The organism is Streptomyces roseus, from assembly GCF_001044425.1.
Lineage (GTDB): Bacteria > Actinomycetota > Actinomycetes > Streptomycetales > Streptomycetaceae > Streptomyces > Streptomyces roseus.
The window spans coordinates 149,977-166,919 of sequence record NZ_LFML01000085.1; the positions used below are offsets into that span (position 1 = coordinate 149,977).

Below are 16,943 nucleotides of genomic sequence, written 5' to 3' on the forward strand. Positions count from 1 at the left end.
GGAAGCCCACCACCGTGTACGTACTCACGCAGAACTTCTCGCTCTACTGGCACGGCTTCCTCGGAACCGTCCAGCTCACGGTCTACGCCTCGATCCTCGCCCTGGTCCTCGGCTTCGTGATGGCCTCGTTCCGCGTCGCGCCCGTCGGCTCCTTCCGGGTCTTCGGCACGGTCTGGGTCACCGTGCTGCGCAACACCCCGCTCACCCTGCTCTTCTTCGCGGTGCTGCTGGGCCTGCCGCGCTTCGGGCTGGTCCTTCCCTTCCAGGTGTTCGCCGTCCTCGCGCTTGGCTGCTACACCTCCGCCTTCATCTGCGAGGCCCTGCGCTCGGGCATCAACACGGTGCCCAAGGGCCAGGGCGAGGCCTCCCGGAGCCTGGGCATGAGCTTCACCCAGACGCTGGGCTCGGTGGTCCTGCCGCAGGCCTTCCGCAGCGTCATCCCGCCGATCGGCTCCACGCTGATCGCCCTCGCCAAGAACTCGGCGATCGCCGGCGCGTTCAGCGTCACCGAGCTGCTGGGCACGTACAAGACCCTCAGCGAGCTGGGCTACAACATCATCTGGACCTTCGTCTGGATCGCCGTCGGCTACCTGATCATCACCTTGTCCATCAGCGCGCTCTTCAACGTGCTGGAGAAGCGCTGGGGGATCACCCGATGACCGCGCACGCGCTCCAGGGAGACCTGGAGTCCACCGCCCTCTACGACCTGCCCGGCCCGCGGACCCGGCGCCGGCACTTCCTCTACGGGATCGTCTCGACGGTGGTGATCCTCGCCCTGCTCGCCTGGATCCTCTACCTGCTCTTCGACACCGACCAGTTCACCGCCGCCAAGTGGAGCCCCTTCACGTACAAGGGCATCCAGGAGCTGCTGCTCAAGGGGCTCGGGAACACCCTCAAGGCCTTCCTGTACGCCTCGGTGCTCTCGCTGGTCCTCGGCGCGGTGCTCGCGGCCGGGCGGCTCTCGGTGCACCGGCCGGTGCACTGGGCGGCCACGCTGTGCGTGGAGTTCTTCCGGGCCATGCCGGTGCTGGTGATGATCTTCTTCATCTTCGTCGCCCTCAAGGTGCAGCCGCTGCCTGCGCTGGTGGCGGGGCTGACCCTCTACAACGGCTCGGTGCTCGCCGAGGTCTTCCGTACGGGCATCAACTCCGTCGACCGGGGCCAGCGCGAGGCGGCGTACGCGCTCGGCATGCGCAAGACCCAGGTGATGACGTTCGTGCTCGCCCCGCAGGCGGTCCGGGCGATGCTGCCCACGATCATCAGCCAGCTGGTGGTCGCCCTGAAGGACACCTCGCTCGGCTACCTGATCACGTACGAGGAGTTCCTGCACGCGGGCAAGCTGATCGCCTCGAACCTCGACTACGACCTGCCGTTCATTCCCGTCGTCATGATCATCTCCCCGATCTACATCGGGATGTGCATGCTGCTCTCCTGGTTCGCCGGCTGGGTGGCGCGGTTCGAGCGGCGCAGCGTGAAGACCGAGGCCGTCGACGTCGCCCCGGCCGAACCCGGAACGGTGCTGCCGGGCGGTCCACGGTAGCTCCGAAGAGCCGCCCCGCCCGGCAGCAGCCGCAGATCACTCCTCGCGCAGGGGTACCGATACGTACGAGGGATCGGTGCGCGGCGAGGAGAAGGTCAGCTGCGCGCCGGAGGGGTTGTGCTCGATGTAGAGGGGATCGACGGTGTCGATCACGAGGGCGAGCCGGTGGCCCCCGGGCACGTCGTAGGCGGTGGAGAACAGCTCCAGGTCCACGCCGAAGGCCTGGCCGCGGGGCTTGCCGTGGAAGGTGTACGGGGCGCTGGTGACCAGTTTGCCGATGCCGAGGGGGCCGACGTCGTACAGGTAGGCGACGAACGTGCCGTCCGGGGCGGTGGGGGTGACGGTGGTGTGCACTTCCACGGTGCCGCGGATGCGGCGCCGGGCTTCCTGGCGCGGGAACTGCCACACGGCGGCGAAGGCGCGCGGCAGGAGCGGGATGGAGGCGGTCGGGGGCGCCTTGGCGAACTGGTCGAGGATGCTGGAGAGGAAGATGACGCCGCCGTCGGCGCCCGAGTCGACGCCGGTGAACAGGTGCTCCGCGTCGGTGAGCGGGAGCCGCTCGGTGCCGCCGGAGCCGACCGACTTCCAGTCCGCGTACCCCTCGTAACCCTCGTCGCTGCGGGACTTGATCTGCACCGGGGCCTCGGCGTCCACGCCGTTGCGCTCGCCCTTGAGGTAGCGGTCGAACCAGCGGTGGGCGTTGGTCCAGGTGTCGTTGGGCAGTCCGAGCAGGCCGGTGCCCTCGGCGGTGGCGTGGTCGCCTGGGCGCAGCTCCAGGCGCTTGGGGCCGGTCAGCTTCTCGTAGAAGGCCGCGTACTGGTTGGGCGGGAAGATGCTGTCGCCCCAGGCGTTGCCCAGCATGATCGCGGCGCCGTTGGCGTTGATCTCGTCGACCCGTTCCGCGGCCGAGCGCTTTCTGCCCCACTCGATCATCTGCGGCTCCCGGTCCAGCCGGGAGCCGAGGAAGTCGCCGAGGATCTGGCGGAGTTCGGGGCCGGGGCGGCCGGTGAGGTATCCGGCGCCGCCGAGCAGGGCCGCGGCCTGGACGTGCTGGGTGCGGCCCGAGTAGATCGACTCGATGATGTCGGCCCAGCCGCTGAGCGCGACCACGGCCTTGATCCGGGGATCGTGCGCGGAGGCCAGCAGGCTGATGCCCGCTCCGTACGAGACCCCGCCCAGCCCGATGTGCTGTGCGTCGGCGGGGGTGTTGGCCAGCGCCCAGTCGATGACGGCGGAGACGTCGGCGGTGTCGGGCGGTCCGGCCACCTCGATCTCGCCGCCGGAGAGCCAGAAGCCGCGGGAGGTGTAGCTGACGACGACGTAGCCGTCGTCGGCGAGCTTCTCGGCCTGGGCGACGTATTCGATCTGCGGCATGCCCCAGCTGGTGGGAAGGACGACGAGCGGGTACGTGCGGCCGGGCTGCGCGCCGGCCGGGGTGAAGACGTTGCCCTTGAGGGTGATGCCGCCGGAGCCGGGGATGTCGTGGAAGCGGAGGCCGGACGGGGCCGACGGGGCCGCCGCGGCGGCGGGGGCGGGGGCCGCCTGGGCCTGGTGGGGGGCCAGGCCCAGGGCGGTTGCCGCGAGTACGGCCGCCACGGCGGCCGCGGTGCTGCTGGTGGTGCGGGCGGTGCGGACCATCGATCGCTCCTCGCGTGCGCCGGTGTCAAAGTGACCCGACGGTAACGGGAGGGGCTTACCGGGGGTAACCCGCCGGTAAGTTACGCACAGGTAACGATTGACCGCGTGTCAAGTGCGCGGCTCAGCCGTTCTGGGGGGCGCCGCTCGCGCCGCTCGCGCCGCTCGCGCCGCTCGGGGCGCCGCCGGCCAGGGCGCTCTTGGCCTTCCACTCGTCCCAGGACAGGTTCCACTCGCCGTAGCCGTTGCCGATGTCGGCCTTGCCCTTGGAGCCGTCCCCGGTGACCTCGACGAGGTCGCCCACCTGGGCCTCGGCGAACAGGTCCTTCGCGTTGGCGTCGCTCATGCCCACGCAGCCGGAACTGGTGTTGGCGCGACCGAAGTTGTCGGTGTTCCACGGGGCGGCGTGGATGTACATCCCCGACCAGGTCACCCGCATCGAGTAGTCGACCATCTTGTCGTAGGAGTCGCCCAGGCCCACCGTCTGGGAGTCCATCCGGATGGTGCCCTCCTTGGACATCAGCACCATCTTCCCCAGCCAGGAGGCCTTCTGGCCGCCGGGCGTGCCCGCCGAGACCGGGATGGTCTTCACGGTCTGGCCGTCCTCGGTCACCGTCATCTTGTGGGTGTCGAGGTTCACCTGGAGCCGGCGGTCCTTGCCGATCTTGAACTCGGTGTTGTAGTCCTTGACGAACATCCCGCCGCCCTGGCCCGAGTCCACCCCGTTGAGGTTCATCTCGACCTTCACGTCGGTGCCGGACTTCCAGTACTCCTTGGGCCGCCAGTCCACCCGGTCGTTGCCGGTGTAGTCCTTGAACCACCCCCAGGAGCCCTCGGTGTTGTTCGAGGTGGTGACCTTCAGGTGCTTCTCGACCTCGGCCTTGTTCTTCACCGGGTTGTCGAAGACGATCGAGACCGGCTGGGCGATGCCCACCACCGGATTGGCCTTGCCCGGGTTGATCGTGACCTTGTTCACCTTGTCCGCGGCGGCCGTCTTGAACTGGGCGCTCGCGTTCTGGCTCTCGGTGTTCTGCGCCTCGACCCTGTAGTCCGTGCCCGGCGAGGCGTTGCGCTCGGAGGTCCACGTCTTGCCGTCGTCGGCTATCTTGCCGGGCAGTTCACCGCCCTTGCCGTCGGAGACCTTGACCAGGGCCAGCTTCCCGTCGGCCAGCGTCACCTTCACCGGCTCGCCGGGCTTGGCCTGATCGCCCGTGAGGTTCACGGATATCGCCATGTCCGGCTTCTTCTTGGCGTCCGCCGTGCCGGAGGCCTTCGCGTCACCGCCCGAGCCGCCCCCGCAGGCGGTCAGCGCGGCGGCCATGAGTGCGGTCCCGGCCATCATGGCGTGGCGACGACTGCGTGCGGTACGGCGTGTGCGGCTCAACGAAAACCCCTCCAAGTAATGATCGTTCGCAAATGGAGATGCGGACGGCACGACTGTAGGTTGCACAATCCGGCGAAAAGTTCCGTCTTTCTTCTGTGACATGGACCGCAGCGAAACGGTCATCGTCCGGTCACAATCGCCGCGCACGCCGGTCACGGACTCCTGTGAGAGTCCGGTGCGTCCCCCATTCCCCGGACGTACAGGAAGGCCGAATCGCCGTGTGCGCACTGCTCGTGACCCCCGCCCAGCGACACCAGTCCCCGGAGCGGGAGCTGAGAGTGCGTCCGATGTCCGTGGCGGAATACCGGGGCTTCCTTTCACGTAACCGGAACGCGAGCTTTCTGCAGTACCCCTCCTGGGCCGAGGTAAAGGACCTTTGGCGCTCGGAAAGGGTCGGATGGCACTACCCCGACGGCGAAATCGCCGGCGCCGGGCTGGTCCTCTACCGCCAATTCCCCGGCACCCGGAAATACTTCGCGTACCTCCCCGAGGGCCCCGTCGCCGACTGGTCCGACCCGCACGTCGACCGATGGCTGGACCCCCTCAAACGCCACCTGCGGGCGGCCGGCGCCTTCGCCGTCCGGATCGGACCCACCCCCGCCTATCGGCGCTGGGACGCCGCCGCCGTCAAGGCCGCCACCGGAGCGGGCCGGCAGATATCCGACGTACTCGCCACCGAGGTCGACCCGGTCGGCGCCGCCCTCGCCGACCGGCTGCGCACCCGCGGCTGGAAGCGCTGCGGCGGCGAGGACGACGGCGACGCGCAGCCCCGCCACGTCTTCCGCGTCCCGCTCGCCGGCCGCTCCGTCGAGCAGCTGTGGTCGGGCCTGAACCAGGAGTGGCGGCGCAACGTCCGCAAGGCCGAGAAGGCCGGGGTGCAGACCGTCCTCGGCTCCGCCGCCGACCTGCCCGAGTTCTACCGGCTGCTGCGCATCACCGAGGAGCGCGACGGGTTCCGCCTCGGCCGCTCCCTCGCGTACTACCAGCAGCAGTACGAGGTCCTCAACGCCGAGGCGCCCGGGCGCATGCGCCTCTACCTGGGCGTCCACGAGGGCGAGATACTCGCCGCGCACACCATGATCGTGGCCGGGAACCGGGTCTGGTACCAGACCGGCGCCTCCGCCGACCACCGCCGCGAGGTACGCCCCAGCAACGCGCTCCAGTGGCACATGATGTGCGACGCCCACGACCTCGGAGCCCACGAGTACGACATGCGGGGGGTACCCTCCACTCTTGACCCCGACGAACGTTCTTTCGGGCTGCTGCGCTGGAAGCTCGGCACCGGCGGGCAGGTCGTCGAAACACTCGGTGAGTGGGAGACCCCCATGGACGGATACGCCAACACGGCCCTCTACAAGGCCTTCCAGGCGTACATGGCCCGCCGGTGACCTCCACCGACACCAGACCGACCACCGACCCGACCGCCGACCCGGCCACGGACCCGGCCGCCGACGGTCCCGCCGGGGCGTCGCCGGGCAAGAGCTCCGTGCTGCGCAGCGGCGCGCTCATGGCGGCCGGCTCGATCGTCTCCCGCGCCACCGGGTTCGTCCGCTCCGCCGTCGTCGTCGCCGCGCTCGGCACCGGGCTGCTCGGCGACGGCTACGCCGTCGCCAACACCGTCCCGAACATCCTGTACATGCTGCTCATCGGCGGCGCGCTCAACGCCGTCTTCGTCCCCGAGCTGGTGCGGGCCGCGAAGGAGCACCAGGACCGCGGGGCCGCGTACACCGACCGGTTGCTGACCGCCTGCACCGTCGCGCTCGTCGCCCTGACCGCCGTCGCCGTGCTGGCCGCGCCGCTGATCGTCGCCGCGTACACCCCGTACAGCGGCGGCCAGGCGAGCACCACCGTGGCCCTGGCCCGCTACTGCCTGCCGCAGATCCTCTTCTACGGGCTGTTCACCCTGCTCGGCCAGGTGCTGAACGCCCGCGGCCGGTTCGGCGCAATGATGTGGACCCCGGTCCTCAACAACTTCGTGATCATCGGCGTCTTCGGGCTCTTCCTCCCCCTCTCCCACGGCGCGGCGGACGGTCTGACGGCCGCCGACACCCGCCTGCTGGGCCTCGGCACCACCGCCGGCATCGTCATCCAGGCCCTCGCCCTCATCCCCTCGCTGCGCGCCGCCCGCTTCCGCTGGCGCCCCCGCTTCGACTGGCGCGGCCAGGGCCTCGCCCGCCCCCTGCGCAACGCGGGCTGGCTGGTGATGCTCGTCTTCACCAACCAGATCGGCTACTGGGTCGTCACCCGCCTGTCCACCGCCACCGGCCACCGGGCCGTCGAGGCGGGCCTGGCGGGCGGCGCCGGGTACACCGCCTACAGCAACGCCTACCAGCTGTGGATCGTCCCGCAGGGCATCATCACCGTCTCCCTCGTGACCGCCCTGATGCCGCGGATGAGCGCGGCCGCCGCCGACGGCGAGTTCGGCACGCTCCGGCGCGACGTGTCCTACGCGCTGCGCTCCAGCGCCGCACTCGTCGTCCCCGCAGCCGCGCTGTTCGCCGCGCTCGCCCCCTGGATCATGGGCAGCGTCTTCGGGTACGGGCGCACCGGCGAGGCCGACGTCGAGGTCATGGCCGGCATGCTCGTGGCCTTCGCCCCCGGCCTGATCGCCTTCTCCGGCCAGTACGTCCTCTCGCGCGCCTTCTACGCCCTCTCCGACACCCGGACCCCCTTCTTCCTGAACCTGGTCATCGCCGCCCTGAACGCGGGGCTGTCCGCCGCCGCCTACCTGCTGCTGCCCCCGCGCTGGGCTGTCACCGGCATGGCCGGCGCCTACTCCGTCGCCCTCTTCGCGGGCCTCGCGGTCACCGCGTACACCCTCGCCCGCCGGCTCGGTCCGCGCACCGGAACCCGTACGCAGCGACGCGCCACCGCGCTCCGCACCCACCTGCGGCTGCTGACCGCCTGCCTGCCGGGGGCCGCCGCCGGATACGCGGCCGCCCGCGCCGCCGACGGGCTCGGCGACTTCGCCGCCATCGGAGCGGGAACCGCCGCCCTCGCGCTCGTCGTCGTCCTCCTCGCCCGCCCGCTCGGCCTGACGGAGATCACCGACCTGCTGGACCCGCTCCTGCGCAAGGTCGGCCGCCAGCCCGAGCAGAAACGTTCGAACCGCCCTGGATAATGACCGGATGCCACGCGTACTGCTGATCGAGGACGACCCTTCCGTGCGTGAAGGGGTGGGCCTCGGCCTGCGTAGACGCGGCCACGAGGTGAGCGCCGCCGAGACCGGCGAGGCGGGCCTCGCGCTGATGGGCACCTTCATGCCGGAGCTGGTCCTGCTCGACCTCATGCTGCCCGGGATGAACGGCGTACAGGTCTGCCGCCGCATCCGCGAGACCAGCCAGCTGCCGATCATCATGCTGACGGCCCGCGGCGACGACTTCGACATCGTCGTCGGCCTCGAAGCGGGCGCCGACGACTACATCGTCAAGCCCGCCCGCACCGAGGTCATCGAGGCCCGCATCAAGGCCGTGCTGCGCCGCCTCGGCGCCCCGGCGGGCAGCCGCCCCGAGGTCGAGTTCCACGGCGAGCTCGCCATCGACCGGGCCGGGCTGACCGTCGCCAAGAACGGCGAGCGCGTCCCCCTCGCCCCCAGCGAGATCAAGCTCCTGCTGCACCTGTCCGCCTCGCCCGAGCAGGTCTTCTCCCGCCAGCAGCTCCTGGAGTACGTGTGGGACCACAGCTACCACGCCGACGCCCGGCTCGTGGACGCCTGCGTACGCCGCCTGCGCACCAAGGTCGAGGACCCTGCGGGCAACCCCCGCTACATCCAGACCGTCCGGGGCTTCGGCTACCGCTTCGGCCCGCTGTGAAACGCATCGCACCGCTCGGCCTGCGCACCCGGCTGATCGCCGCCTTCCTGCTGGTCGCCGCCATCAGCGCGGTGACCACCGCCACGCTCACCTACCAGCAGGCCCGCACGGCCGTCCTCAAGCAGAGCCAGGACACCGCCGTCAGCACCCTGCGCGACCAGATGGAGACCCAGCCCCTCGACCTGCCGCTGACCCAGGCGCAGTTGCAGCGCATCGTCACCGAGCTGGGCAAGAGGGGCAAGCCCAACCCCTGGAACGTCTTCGGCGAGTACGGCACCCTGCGGGCCTCCAGCACCAGCGCCCCCACCTCCACCGTCGTCACCGAGGAGCTGCGCCGCAAGGTGGCGGCCCATCCGCACGGCGCCTTCCAGCGCGTGACCGACACCGCGGGCCGCCCGTACCTGGCCGTGGGCATGCCGGCCGTGTGGCTCCACAACGAGACCCGCGAACCCACCGGGCTGGTCGTCTACGCCACGATGCCCCTGGCCACCGAGGGCAAGACCGTCGACGCCATGGTCGAAGCCGCCAAACGCGGCGCCGTCCCGGGCCTGGCCATCGCCGTCATCCCCGCCCTGCTCGCCGCGCGCAGCGTGCTGCGCCCCGTACGCGACATGCGCCTCGCCGCGCAGCGCCTCGGCCTCGGCCGGCTCGACACGCGGATCGAGGTCCGCGGCTCCGACGAGCTCGCCGGGCTCGCCCGCACCTTCAACGAGACCGCCGGCGCCCTCGAACAGTCGGTGGCCGAACTGAGGGAGGCCGAGGCCCGGGCCCGACGCTTCGCCTCCGACGTCTCGCACGAACTGCGCACACCGCTGGCCGGGATGCTCGCCGTCACCGAGGTCCTGGACGAGGACGCCGAGCACTTCGACCCCGACACGGCCGCCGCCCTGCGGCTGGTCAGCGCCGAGACCGGCAAGCTCGCCGTCCTCGTCGAGGACCTCATGGAGATCTCCCGCTTCGACGCCCGCGCGGCCGAGCTCAACCTCGACGACGTGGACATCGCCGAGGCGGTGCGCAAGAGTCTCGAACGCCGCCACTGGGACGACGAGCGCGTGCACACCGACCTCCCCTCGCAGGTCCGCGCCCGGCTCGACTCCCGCCGCTTCGACGTGGTCCTGGCCAACCTCGTCGGCAACGCGCTGCGGCACGGCGGCGCCCCGGTGCGCGTCTCGGTGCGCACGCAGCCGCGCCCCGACGGCGCCCGGCTGCGGATCGAGGTCGCCGACAGCGGGCCCGGCATCGCCCCCGAGGTGCTGCCGCACATCTTCGACCGTTTCTTCAAGGCGGACGCCGCACGTACCCGTTCCGCGGGCAGCGGCCTCGGCCTCGCCATCACCCTGGAGAACGTCCGGCTGCACGGCGGCACCCTGACCGCCGCGAACGGCCCCGCCGGGGGAGCGCTGTTCACGCTCGACATGCCGCTGGAGGCCCAAGCATGACCCGGACCCGGCCCTGGAGCACTGCCCGGCCCCGGACCCCTGCCCGGCGCCGGACGGCCGCGGCCGCCACCGCCGCCCTGCTGCTGGGCGCGGTGGTGCTCACGGGCTGCGGGATCAAACCCACCGGGGTCATCGAGAGCGGAGCCGCCGGGAAGGTGGTCGTCCCCGGACCCGGGACCAAGGGGACGGTGTACTTCGTGACCGCCGACGGGCGGCTGTTCCCCGTACCCGACCGGGACCAGCCCTCGCGGTCGGCGGCCGCGATCCTCGTCAAGCTGCTCATGGGTCCCGACGAGGAGGCGCGCGCGGCGGGGCTGGAGACCCGGCTGCCCCCGCTCGACATCAAGAAGCAGGGTGCGAGCGCCGGGACCAGCATGCTGTCGGACGACACCGTCGGCGTCGGCCTTCCGTTCAAGGTGGGAACCCTCTCCGAGGTGGCCCGCCGGCAGCTGGTGTGCACGATCGCCTCCACCGAACCGGGGTACAAGGTGGTGCTGCTCGGCCCGGACGCCGACGTCGGCCCCGCCCGCTGCGACTTCTGACGGCAGCGCCGGCCTCTTGCGGCGGGACGGTTCCCCCGCCACCGTGGCCCCATGGACCCCGCCGCGTACGTGCCCGACGTGTTCGACCCCCGGATCTACGGCGCCGGGATCCCGTACGAGAGCTACCGGCAGCTGCGCGACCACCACCCGGTGGCCCGGCAGGAGGAGCCCGAGATCGCCGGCTGGCCCGCCGGTCCGGGATTCCTGGCCGTCACCCGGCACGCCGACGTGGTCCGGGTCCTGCGCGACCACGCCACGTACTCCTCCTGGCTCGGCGCCACCCAGATCCGCGACCCCGACCCCGCCGACCTGCCGTTCCTGCGGCGCACCATGCTCAACCAGGACCCGCGCCGCGCCGCCGGCGACCACGGGCGGCTGCGCCGGCTGGTCTCCCGCGCCTTCACCCCCGCCCGCGTCGACGCCTTCGCCGGCCGGGTCCGCGAGCGGGCCCGTACGCTGCTGGCCGCCGCCCGGGACCGGGCCGAGGACGGCGCCGCCGACCTGGTCGCCGCGGTCACCGACGAGTACGCGCTGCTCAACCTGACCGACCTGCTGGGCGTCCCGGCCGCCGACCGGGGCCTGCTCCTGGAGTGGACCGTACGGGTCATCGGCTACCAGGACCCCGAGGACGCGCCCGCGCCCCTGCTCGGCCCCGGCGGCAAGCCCCTCGACCCGCGCTCGCCGGCCCTGCTCGGCGACATGTTCGCCTACGCCCGCGAACTGGCCGCCCACAAGCGCGCGCACCCGGCCGACGACCTGATGACCGCGCTCGCCGGGGCCGGACTGGAACCGGCGGAGCTGGAGATGTTCTTCTTCCTGCTCACCGTCGCGGGCAACGACACCGTGCGCAGCGCCGCCCCCGGCGGCCTGCTGGCCCTCGCCCGCGACCCGGACGCGTACCGGCGGCTCGCCGACGGCCGGGTACCGGTGCGGGCCGCCGTCGAGGAACTGCTGCGCGTCCACCCGCCGGTGCTCAGCTTCCGGCGCACCGCCGCCGTCGACACCGAACTCGCCGGACAGCCCGTCCGGGCCGGGGACAAGGTGGTGGTCTTCCACGCCTCCGCCAACCACGACGAGCGCGTCTTCACCGACCCCGGGCGCCTGGACCTCGGCCGGACGCCCAACCCGCACGTGTCCTTCGGCGACGGACCGCACGTATGCCTGGGCGCCCACTTCGCCCGGCTCCAGCTGCGCGTGCTCCACGAGGAGTGGCGCGCCGCCATGCCCGCGCCGGAACTCGCGGGCCCGCCGCGCCGGTTGGTGTCCAACTTCATCAACGGGATCACACGGCTGCCGCTGCGGGTGTCCGGGCCTGCCGGGTGACGTCCGCCAGCAGGTCGACCACGTCCGGACCGTAGGCGTCGGAGTTGTTGACCTTCAGCACCACGCAGAAGGAGTCCCCGCGGTAGCGGCGCGCCAAGTCCTGGTGGTGGCGGGCCAGATAGCGCGCTCCCGCCTGATTGCTGATCGCCGTCTGCCCGGAGATCAGGAACACCGGCCGGCTGCCCGGCCCGGCCGTCAGCCGGGCCAGCAGCACGTGGTCGATCTGGCCCTTCTCCCAGCGGTAGGTCTCCGAGCCGACGTGGATCGCCCCGCGGTCCGGGCCGGGATCCCGGGACTGGTCGACCCGGACGCCCGGCAGCATGGAGGCCAGGTGCGCCGCCGTCCGCGCGTTGGAGATCGGCCCGCCCACGCAGAACTCGGCGCGCTCGCCGAAGCCTTGGCGGACGGAGTCGTGCGAGACGATCTGCAGATTGGCCCCGCAGTCCTTGATCAGCGCGGATATCTCCAGCAGCGCGAAGGCGTCGTTGCGGTGCACCGACCCCTCCGTGCCGCCCATCTGCCGGTTGACCACGAACAGGCAGTCGGAGCCGGTGGGCAGGCCGAAGAAGGCCTGCTTGCGGCGCAGCGTACGGCGCCACAGATAGGTCCGGGAGAACCAGCCGAACCCGCCGCTGATCGCGGTGGCCACCACCCCGAGCACGATGTTGCGCACGTCGTCGTTCATGCGCCGGATGCTAGCCCGCACCATGTCTTCCTGACGCGGGGGGTGCGGTGAAGTTACAGTGCCGAGTCAGGTTTCGGGCCCGTCCGGTGGGGTGTGACGGGCCGTCGACTGGAGGTTCGGATGCGTCGCTCCGCCACACGTCAGTTAGCGCTCGTCGCCCTCGCCGGAGCGCTGGTGTCCACCGGCGCGGCGGCCCCGCCGTCGGACTCCGGGGGCGGGGCCCCCGCGAAGGTCCCCGTCGCCGCCGGGTACGGCGGGGCGGTCGCCAGTGTCGACGCCGACGCCTCGGCCGCCGGCATCGCGGTCCTGCGCTCCGGAGGCAACGCCGTGGACGCGGCCGTCGCCACGGCCGCCGCGCTCGGGGTCACCGAGCCGTACTCGGCCGGTATCGGCGGAGGCGGCTACTTCGTCTACTACGACGCCACGTCCCGCCGGGTGCAGACCATCGACGGCCGCGAGACCGCGCCCGCCACGGCCACGGAGACCCTGTTCCAGGAGAACGGGGTTCCCATCCCCTTCGACCAGGGCCAGACCAGCGGCCGCAGCGTCGGCGTCCCCGGCACCCCGGCCACCTGGAAGAGCGCCCTCGATGCCTGGGGCACCCGGCCGCTCTCCCAGCTGCTCAAGCCCGCCGAGAAACTGGCGCGCGACGGGTTCACCGTCGACACGACGTTCCGCGCCCAGACCGAGCTCAACCAGGCCCGGTTCAAGGACTTCCCGGACACCGCGAAGCTGTTCCTGCCGGGCGGGGCGCTGCCGGTGGTCGGCTCCACCTTCAAGAACCCCGACCTGGCGGCCACGTACGCCGAACTGGGGCGGCGCGGTACCGGCGCGCTCTACCGCGGGCCGATCGGCGAGGACATCGTCCGGGCCGTCCGCAAGCCCCCCGTGGACCCGGCCGCCACCCGGATCGTCCGCTCCGGCGACCTGACCACCGGCGACCTGCGCGCGTACGGGACCAAGCGGCAGGCCCCGACCCAGGTGGGCTACCGGGGCCTCGACGTCTACAGCATGGCGCCGTCCTCCTCGGGCGGCACCACCGTCGGCGAGGCGCTCAACATCCTGGAGCGCACGGACCTGTCGAAGCTGTCCGAGACCCAGTACCTGCACCGGTTCATCGAGGCCTCGCGGATCTCCTTCGCCGACCGCGGCCGCTGGGTCGGTGACCCGGCCGCCGAGAACGTGCCCACCCGGGAGCTGCTCTCGCAGCGCTTCGCCGACTCGCGCGGCTGCCTGATCTCCCCGGACCGTACGCTGACCAGCCCGCTGGCCCCCGGCGACCCGCGCCACCCGGTGGCCTGCGGCGGCTCCGGGCAGGCCGCCCCGACCACGTACGAGGGGGAGAACACCACGCACCTGACGGTCGCCGACCGCTGGGGCAACGTCGTCTCGTACACCCTGACCATCGAGTCCACCGGCGGCAGCGCGATCACCGTCCCGGGCCGCGGGTTCCTCCTCAACAACGAGCTGACCGACTTCTCCTTCGCCCCGGCGGCCCCCGGGGTCCCGGACCCGAACCTGCCCGGCCCCGGCAAGCGGCCGCGCTCGTCCATGTCCCCGACCATCGTGCTGGAGCACGGGCGTCCGGTGCTCGCGGTGGGCTCCCCGGGCGGGGCCACCATCATCACCACCGTCCTGCAGACCTTGATCGGACACCTGGACCGGGGGCTGCCGCTGGTCGACGCCATCGCGGCGCCGCGGGCCAGCCAGCGCAACCAGACCACCACCGAGCTGGAACCGGGGCTGTGGAACAGCCCGCTGCGGGGCCGACTGGAGGCGCTGGGCCAGGGCTTCCGGCAGAACCCGGAGATCGGTGCGGCGACCGGGGTCCAGCGGCTCCCGGACGGGCGCTGGCTCGCCGCCGCCGAGACGAGCCGCCGGGGCGGAGGCTCGGCGATGGTGGTCCACCCGTACGGGAAACCGTAGGGAGCGCCCCCTCCCGGTGTTCAGGGGGCGGTGAGGATCCGCGGGCCGTCGGCGGTGATCGCGACCGTGTGCTCCGCGTGCGCGGCGCGGCTGCCGTCGAGGGTCCGAAGGGTCCAGCCGTCCCCGTCGCACCGGTAGTCGTCGCTGCCGCCCGCGATCAGCATCGGCTCGATGGCGAGGACCATGCCGGGGCGCAGCTGCATGCCGCGCCCCGGCCGGCCCTCGTTGGGCACGCCCGGGTCCTCGTGCATGGTGCGGCCCACGCCGTGGCCGCCGAAGTCCTCCATGATCCCGTAGCCGGCGGAGCGGCAGACCGTGCCGATGGCGTGGGCGATGTCGCCGATTCGGTTGCCGGGGCGCGCGGCGGCGATGCCGGCCGCGAGGGCCGCCTCGGCGGTCCCGATCAGCCGTACGTCGGCGGGGCGGGGGCGGCCCACGGTGAAGCTGACCGCCGCGTCCCCGACCCAGCCCCCCAGCTCCGCCCCGCAGTCGATGCTGACCAGGTCCCCGTCGCGCAGCCGGTAGCCGTCGGGGACGCCGTGCACGATCGCGTCGTTGACCGAGGCGCAGATGACCCCGGGGAAGGGCACCGGCGCGAACTGCGGCCGGTAGCCGAGGAACGGCGAGCCGGCGCCGGCCCCGGCCAGTACCGCGCGGGCCGTCCCGTCCAGTTCCAGCAGGGACACCCCCACGCGCGCGGCCTCCCGGACGGCGGCCAGGGCGCGGGCGACGACCCGGCCCGCGGCGCGCATCTCGCTGATCGATTCTTCTGTCTTCAGTTCCACCATGCCAATAACTATACCGGTATAACTTTAACGGGATAGTTATTGGATGAGGGGGTAGGATGCGGGCATGGTCCGTACCCCTCTCACCCCCGAAGAGCGCGAGCGCGGCGAGCGCCTCGGTGCGCTGCTGCGCGAGGCGCGCGGCGGCCGCAGCATGGTCGAGGTCGCGGCGAGCGCCGGCCTGTCCGCCGAGACCCTGCGCAAGATCGAGACCGGCCGCGCGCCGACCCCCGCCTTCTTCACCGTGGCCGCCCTCGCCGAAGCGCTCGGGCTGTCCCTGGACGATGTGCTGCGCCGCTGCGCGCTCGCGCCGGCCTGAGCCCGCCGCAGAGCTGACGGAAGCCTGGCCCGAGCCGCGGACCTGCGGTTTCTTTCGGGCGGGGCCGGCGGGCCGAACGGCCCAATCGGCGGTGGGAGCGCGCCGGCGCCGGGCAGGCGTGAAGGCGTGCCCTCCTCGAACGCTTCCCAACGGCTCGGTCTCGCGCTCCTCGGCGCCCTGCTCGCGGCGGGTCTGCTGCTCGCGGTCTGCGTGACGCCGCAGGGCCGGGCGTCCGCCAGGGATCCGGGCGCGCGGCGCTCCGCCCCCCGGGCGCCGTCGTAGGCTCCGGGCATGACTCTCGACGAGCTGAACCAGGGCAAGTACGTCAGCCTGACCACGTTCCGCAAGGACGGCACGCCCGTCGCGACGCCGGTGTGGGCGGTGGCCGACGGGGGCGAGCTGTACGTGTGGACGCGCAGCGACTCCTGGAAGGTGAAGCGGATCCGCAACAACGGACGGGTCGCGCTCAGTGCCTGCGATGTGCGGGGGCGGGTCGCCGAAGGGGCGGCCGTACTGGAGGGCGAGGCGCGGCTGCTCGACGAGGCGGGGCTGGCGCGGGTGCGCAAGCTGATGTCGCGCAAGTACACGTGGCAGTTCTGGCTCGTGGACCTGCCGGCCGCGCTGGCCCGGCGCGGGAAGCGTCCGCACACCGCGATCGCCGTCAAGGTTTGAGGCTCCCGTAGCCCGCCCGTAACGCGGGTGGGATCCAATGCGGGCATGGAGACCGCGACCTCGCCGGCGATCAGTCAACTCTCGGGCTACTTAAGGGGGTTGACGCAGAGGCTCGATCCGGGGACCGGCTGGTACGGGGAGTTCCTGCGCCGGGATCCGCAGGGCCTGCGGGCCTGCCTGGAGGGGGCCGCGATGCCGCCCTGGGACGTGGTGGAGTCGCTGCTCGGCGACCTCGCGGGGGCGCGCGGCGCGGAGTTCGCCGCGCGGGAGCGGGAGTACGCGGCCCGGCTGCGGGCCGCGGCCGTCAGCGTGTGGGACCGGCTGCCCGGCGGCGCGGAGGAGTTGCGGACCCTGCTGGCGGCGGCCGCCGAGCAGCGAGCCGTCTCGCAGGCGGCGGCCCGTGCCCTGACGGCCCGTCTGGCCGACACTCCCGACTCGGCGGAGGCCGACGCCCTGACCGGTGAACTCGCCTGGATCCACGACGACGCCGCGAGGGCCGCCTCCCGCCACGAAGACCTCGGGTCCCGGCTCAGCGCCCTCGGGACCCCGCCCGAACCGCTCGGGTCCGCCGGCCCCCGGCCCGCCGGGACCGAGCCGCTGTCCGGGGCATGGGCCGGGGCCGAGGAGGGCGGGCCGGTGAGCGGGCCGCTGAGCGGACCGGTATCCGGGGAGCCGGTGTCCGGAGTGCCGCGGCAGCGGGAGGCGGGGGAGGAGCGGGTCGGGCCGCCCGTCGGGCGGGCCGAGGGCCGGTGGCTGCGCGGTGCGCGCCGGGCCGGCGGAGCCCGGTACGCGGGCGCGGCGGCTGCGCCCCCCGCCCCCTTCGTCCTGCCGCCCGCCGGGCCCGAGGGGGCCGCCGCACCCCGCGGCGCCCGCTTCGCCCC

General features: G+C 72.6%; 16 protein-coding genes and 1 pseudogene. 13 read left to right on the plus strand and 4 right to left on the minus strand.

The window, feature by feature from the left end; genetic code table 11:
• Window positions 1–14: 14 nt before the first annotated feature.
• Entirely contained in the window at window positions 15–659 is a 645-nt protein-coding gene (locus tag ACS04_RS21850) for an amino acid ABC transporter permease (RefSeq protein ID WP_048478383.1), read from the plus strand.
• On the plus strand, window positions 656–1,540 hold the full coding sequence (locus tag ACS04_RS21855; RefSeq protein ID WP_048478384.1) for an amino acid ABC transporter permease: 885 nt from the start codon (window positions 656–658) through the stop codon (window positions 1,538–1,540). The genes ACS04_RS21850 and ACS04_RS21855 overlap by 4 nt, the downstream gene beginning before the upstream one ends.
• 36 nt (window positions 1,541–1,576) lie before the next feature.
• On the opposite strand, the gene ACS04_RS21860 is transcribed toward ACS04_RS21855, so the two are convergent.
• Together ACS04_RS21860 and ACS04_RS21865 are read right to left on the minus strand one after the other, a co-directional pair.
• Window positions 1,577–3,178: a CocE/NonD family hydrolase gene (locus ACS04_RS21860; protein WP_048478385.1), complete on the minus strand. Its 1,602-nt coding sequence runs from the start codon at window positions 3,176–3,178 to the stop codon at window positions 1,577–1,579.
• A 121-nt stretch (window positions 3,179–3,299) separates the two neighbouring features.
• Window positions 3,300–4,514 (minus strand): L,D-transpeptidase, encoded by a 1,215-nt coding sequence (locus ACS04_RS21865; RefSeq protein WP_048478415.1) that lies wholly within the window; start codon window positions 4,512–4,514, stop codon window positions 3,300–3,302.
• Window positions 4,515–4,777: 263 nt separating this feature from the next.
• On the opposite strand from ACS04_RS21865, the gene ACS04_RS21870 reads away from it, so the two are divergent.
• The 6 genes from ACS04_RS21870 (at window position 4,778) to ACS04_RS21895 (ending at window position 11,675) form a co-directional block, all read left to right on the plus strand.
• Complete coding sequence (locus ACS04_RS21870; protein WP_048478386.1) at window positions 4,778–5,947, plus strand: lipid II:glycine glycyltransferase FemX; 1,170 nt, start codon at window positions 4,778–4,780, stop codon at window positions 5,945–5,947.
• Between the two features lie 98 nt (window positions 5,948–6,045).
• Entirely contained in the window at window positions 6,046–7,680 is a 1,635-nt protein-coding gene (gene murJ / locus ACS04_RS21875; protein ID WP_048478416.1) for a murein biosynthesis integral membrane protein MurJ, read from the plus strand.
• A gap of 7 nt (window positions 7,681–7,687) precedes the next feature.
• On the plus strand, window positions 7,688–8,371 hold the full coding sequence (locus tag ACS04_RS21880; RefSeq protein ID WP_048478387.1) for a response regulator transcription factor: 684 nt from the start codon (window positions 7,688–7,690) through the stop codon (window positions 8,369–8,371).
• On the plus strand, window positions 8,368–9,810 hold the full coding sequence (locus ACS04_RS21885; protein WP_048478388.1) for a sensor histidine kinase: 1,443 nt from the start codon (window positions 8,368–8,370) through the stop codon (window positions 9,808–9,810). Before ACS04_RS21880 ends, ACS04_RS21885 begins: the two co-directional genes overlap by 4 nt.
• Window positions 9,807–10,352: a hypothetical protein gene (locus ACS04_RS21890; protein WP_048478389.1), complete on the plus strand. Its 546-nt coding sequence runs from the start codon at window positions 9,807–9,809 to the stop codon at window positions 10,350–10,352. Before ACS04_RS21885 ends, ACS04_RS21890 begins: the two co-directional genes overlap by 4 nt.
• 51 nt (window positions 10,353–10,403) lie before the next feature.
• A complete protein-coding gene (locus ACS04_RS21895) occupies window positions 10,404–11,675 on the plus strand; it encodes a cytochrome P450 (protein WP_048478390.1) in 1,272 nt (423 codons plus the stop codon).
• On the opposite strand, the gene ACS04_RS21900 is transcribed toward ACS04_RS21895, so the two are convergent.
• Window positions 11,635–12,360 (minus strand): hypothetical protein, encoded by a 726-nt coding sequence (locus ACS04_RS21900; RefSeq protein WP_048478391.1) that lies wholly within the window; start codon window positions 12,358–12,360, stop codon window positions 11,635–11,637. The two genes, ACS04_RS21895 and ACS04_RS21900, sit on opposite strands and share 41 nt — an antisense overlap.
• Before the next feature lie 120 nt (window positions 12,361–12,480).
• Here ACS04_RS21900 and ggt point away from each other — a divergent pair, with 120 nt between their 5' ends.
• Window positions 12,481–14,286, plus strand: a complete 1,806-nt coding sequence (gene ggt, locus ACS04_RS21905) for a gamma-glutamyltransferase (protein WP_048478392.1) — start codon at window positions 12,481–12,483, stop codon at window positions 14,284–14,286.
• Window positions 14,287–14,306: 20 nt separating this feature from the next.
• Here ggt and map read toward each other — a convergent pair whose 3' ends face one another.
• On the minus strand, window positions 14,307–15,074 hold the full coding sequence (map, locus tag ACS04_RS21910) for a type I methionyl aminopeptidase (protein ID WP_048478393.1): 768 nt from the start codon (window positions 15,072–15,074) through the stop codon (window positions 14,307–14,309).
• Between the two features lie 64 nt (window positions 15,075–15,138).
• Here map and ACS04_RS21915 point away from each other — a divergent pair, with 64 nt between their 5' ends.
• From ACS04_RS21915 to ACS04_RS21925, 4 genes and pseudogenes are all read left to right on the plus strand, one after another.
• Window positions 15,139–15,390: a helix-turn-helix domain-containing protein gene (locus ACS04_RS21915; protein WP_048478394.1), complete on the plus strand. Its 252-nt coding sequence runs from the start codon at window positions 15,139–15,141 to the stop codon at window positions 15,388–15,390.
• A gap of 126 nt (window positions 15,391–15,516) precedes the next feature.
• The gene (locus ACS04_RS38265; protein ID WP_158977387.1) at window positions 15,517–15,672 is read left to right on the plus strand and encodes a hypothetical protein; all 156 of its coding nucleotides are present in this window, start codon (window positions 15,517–15,519) and stop codon (window positions 15,670–15,672) included.
• A gap of 9 nt (window positions 15,673–15,681) precedes the next feature.
• The gene (locus ACS04_RS21920) at window positions 15,682–16,062 is read left to right on the plus strand and encodes a PPOX class F420-dependent oxidoreductase (RefSeq protein ID WP_048478395.1); all 381 of its coding nucleotides are present in this window, start codon (window positions 15,682–15,684) and stop codon (window positions 16,060–16,062) included.
• 99 nt (window positions 16,063–16,161) lie between these two features.
• Window positions 16,162–16,943, plus strand: a pseudogene (locus ACS04_RS21925) (hypothetical protein); the annotation flags it as partial.

What these genes read in the sequence shown, in the direction of transcription:
- ACS04_RS21855 (WP_048478384.1), top strand. Translation starts at nt 656, where the DNA reads ATGACCGCGCACGCGCTCCAGGGAGACCTGGAGTCCACCGCCCTCTAC.
- ACS04_RS21860 (WP_048478385.1), bottom strand. Translation starts at nt 3,178, where the DNA reads ATGGTCCGCACCGCCCGCACCACCAGCAGCACCGCGGCCGCCGTGGCG.
- ACS04_RS21865 (WP_048478415.1), bottom strand. Translation starts at nt 4,514, where the DNA reads ATGGCCGGGACCGCACTCATGGCCGCCGCGCTGACCGCCTGCGGGGGC.
- ACS04_RS21880 (WP_048478387.1), top strand. Translation starts at nt 7,688, where the DNA reads ATGCCACGCGTACTGCTGATCGAGGACGACCCTTCCGTGCGTGAAGGG.
- ACS04_RS21890 (WP_048478389.1), top strand. Translation starts at nt 9,807, where the DNA reads ATGACCCGGACCCGGCCCTGGAGCACTGCCCGGCCCCGGACCCCTGCC.
- ACS04_RS21895 (WP_048478390.1), top strand. Translation starts at nt 10,404, where the DNA reads ATGGACCCCGCCGCGTACGTGCCCGACGTGTTCGACCCCCGGATCTAC.
- ACS04_RS21900 (WP_048478391.1), bottom strand. Translation starts at nt 12,360, where the DNA reads ATGAACGACGACGTGCGCAACATCGTGCTCGGGGTGGTGGCCACCGCG.
- ggt (WP_048478392.1), top strand. Translation starts at nt 12,481, where the DNA reads ATGCGTCGCTCCGCCACACGTCAGTTAGCGCTCGTCGCCCTCGCCGGA.
- map (WP_048478393.1), bottom strand. Translation starts at nt 15,074, where the DNA reads ATGGTGGAACTGAAGACAGAAGAATCGATCAGCGAGATGCGCGCCGCG.
- ACS04_RS21915 (WP_048478394.1), top strand. Translation starts at nt 15,139, where the DNA reads ATGGTCCGTACCCCTCTCACCCCCGAAGAGCGCGAGCGCGGCGAGCGC.
- ACS04_RS21920 (WP_048478395.1), top strand. Translation starts at nt 15,682, where the DNA reads ATGACTCTCGACGAGCTGAACCAGGGCAAGTACGTCAGCCTGACCACG.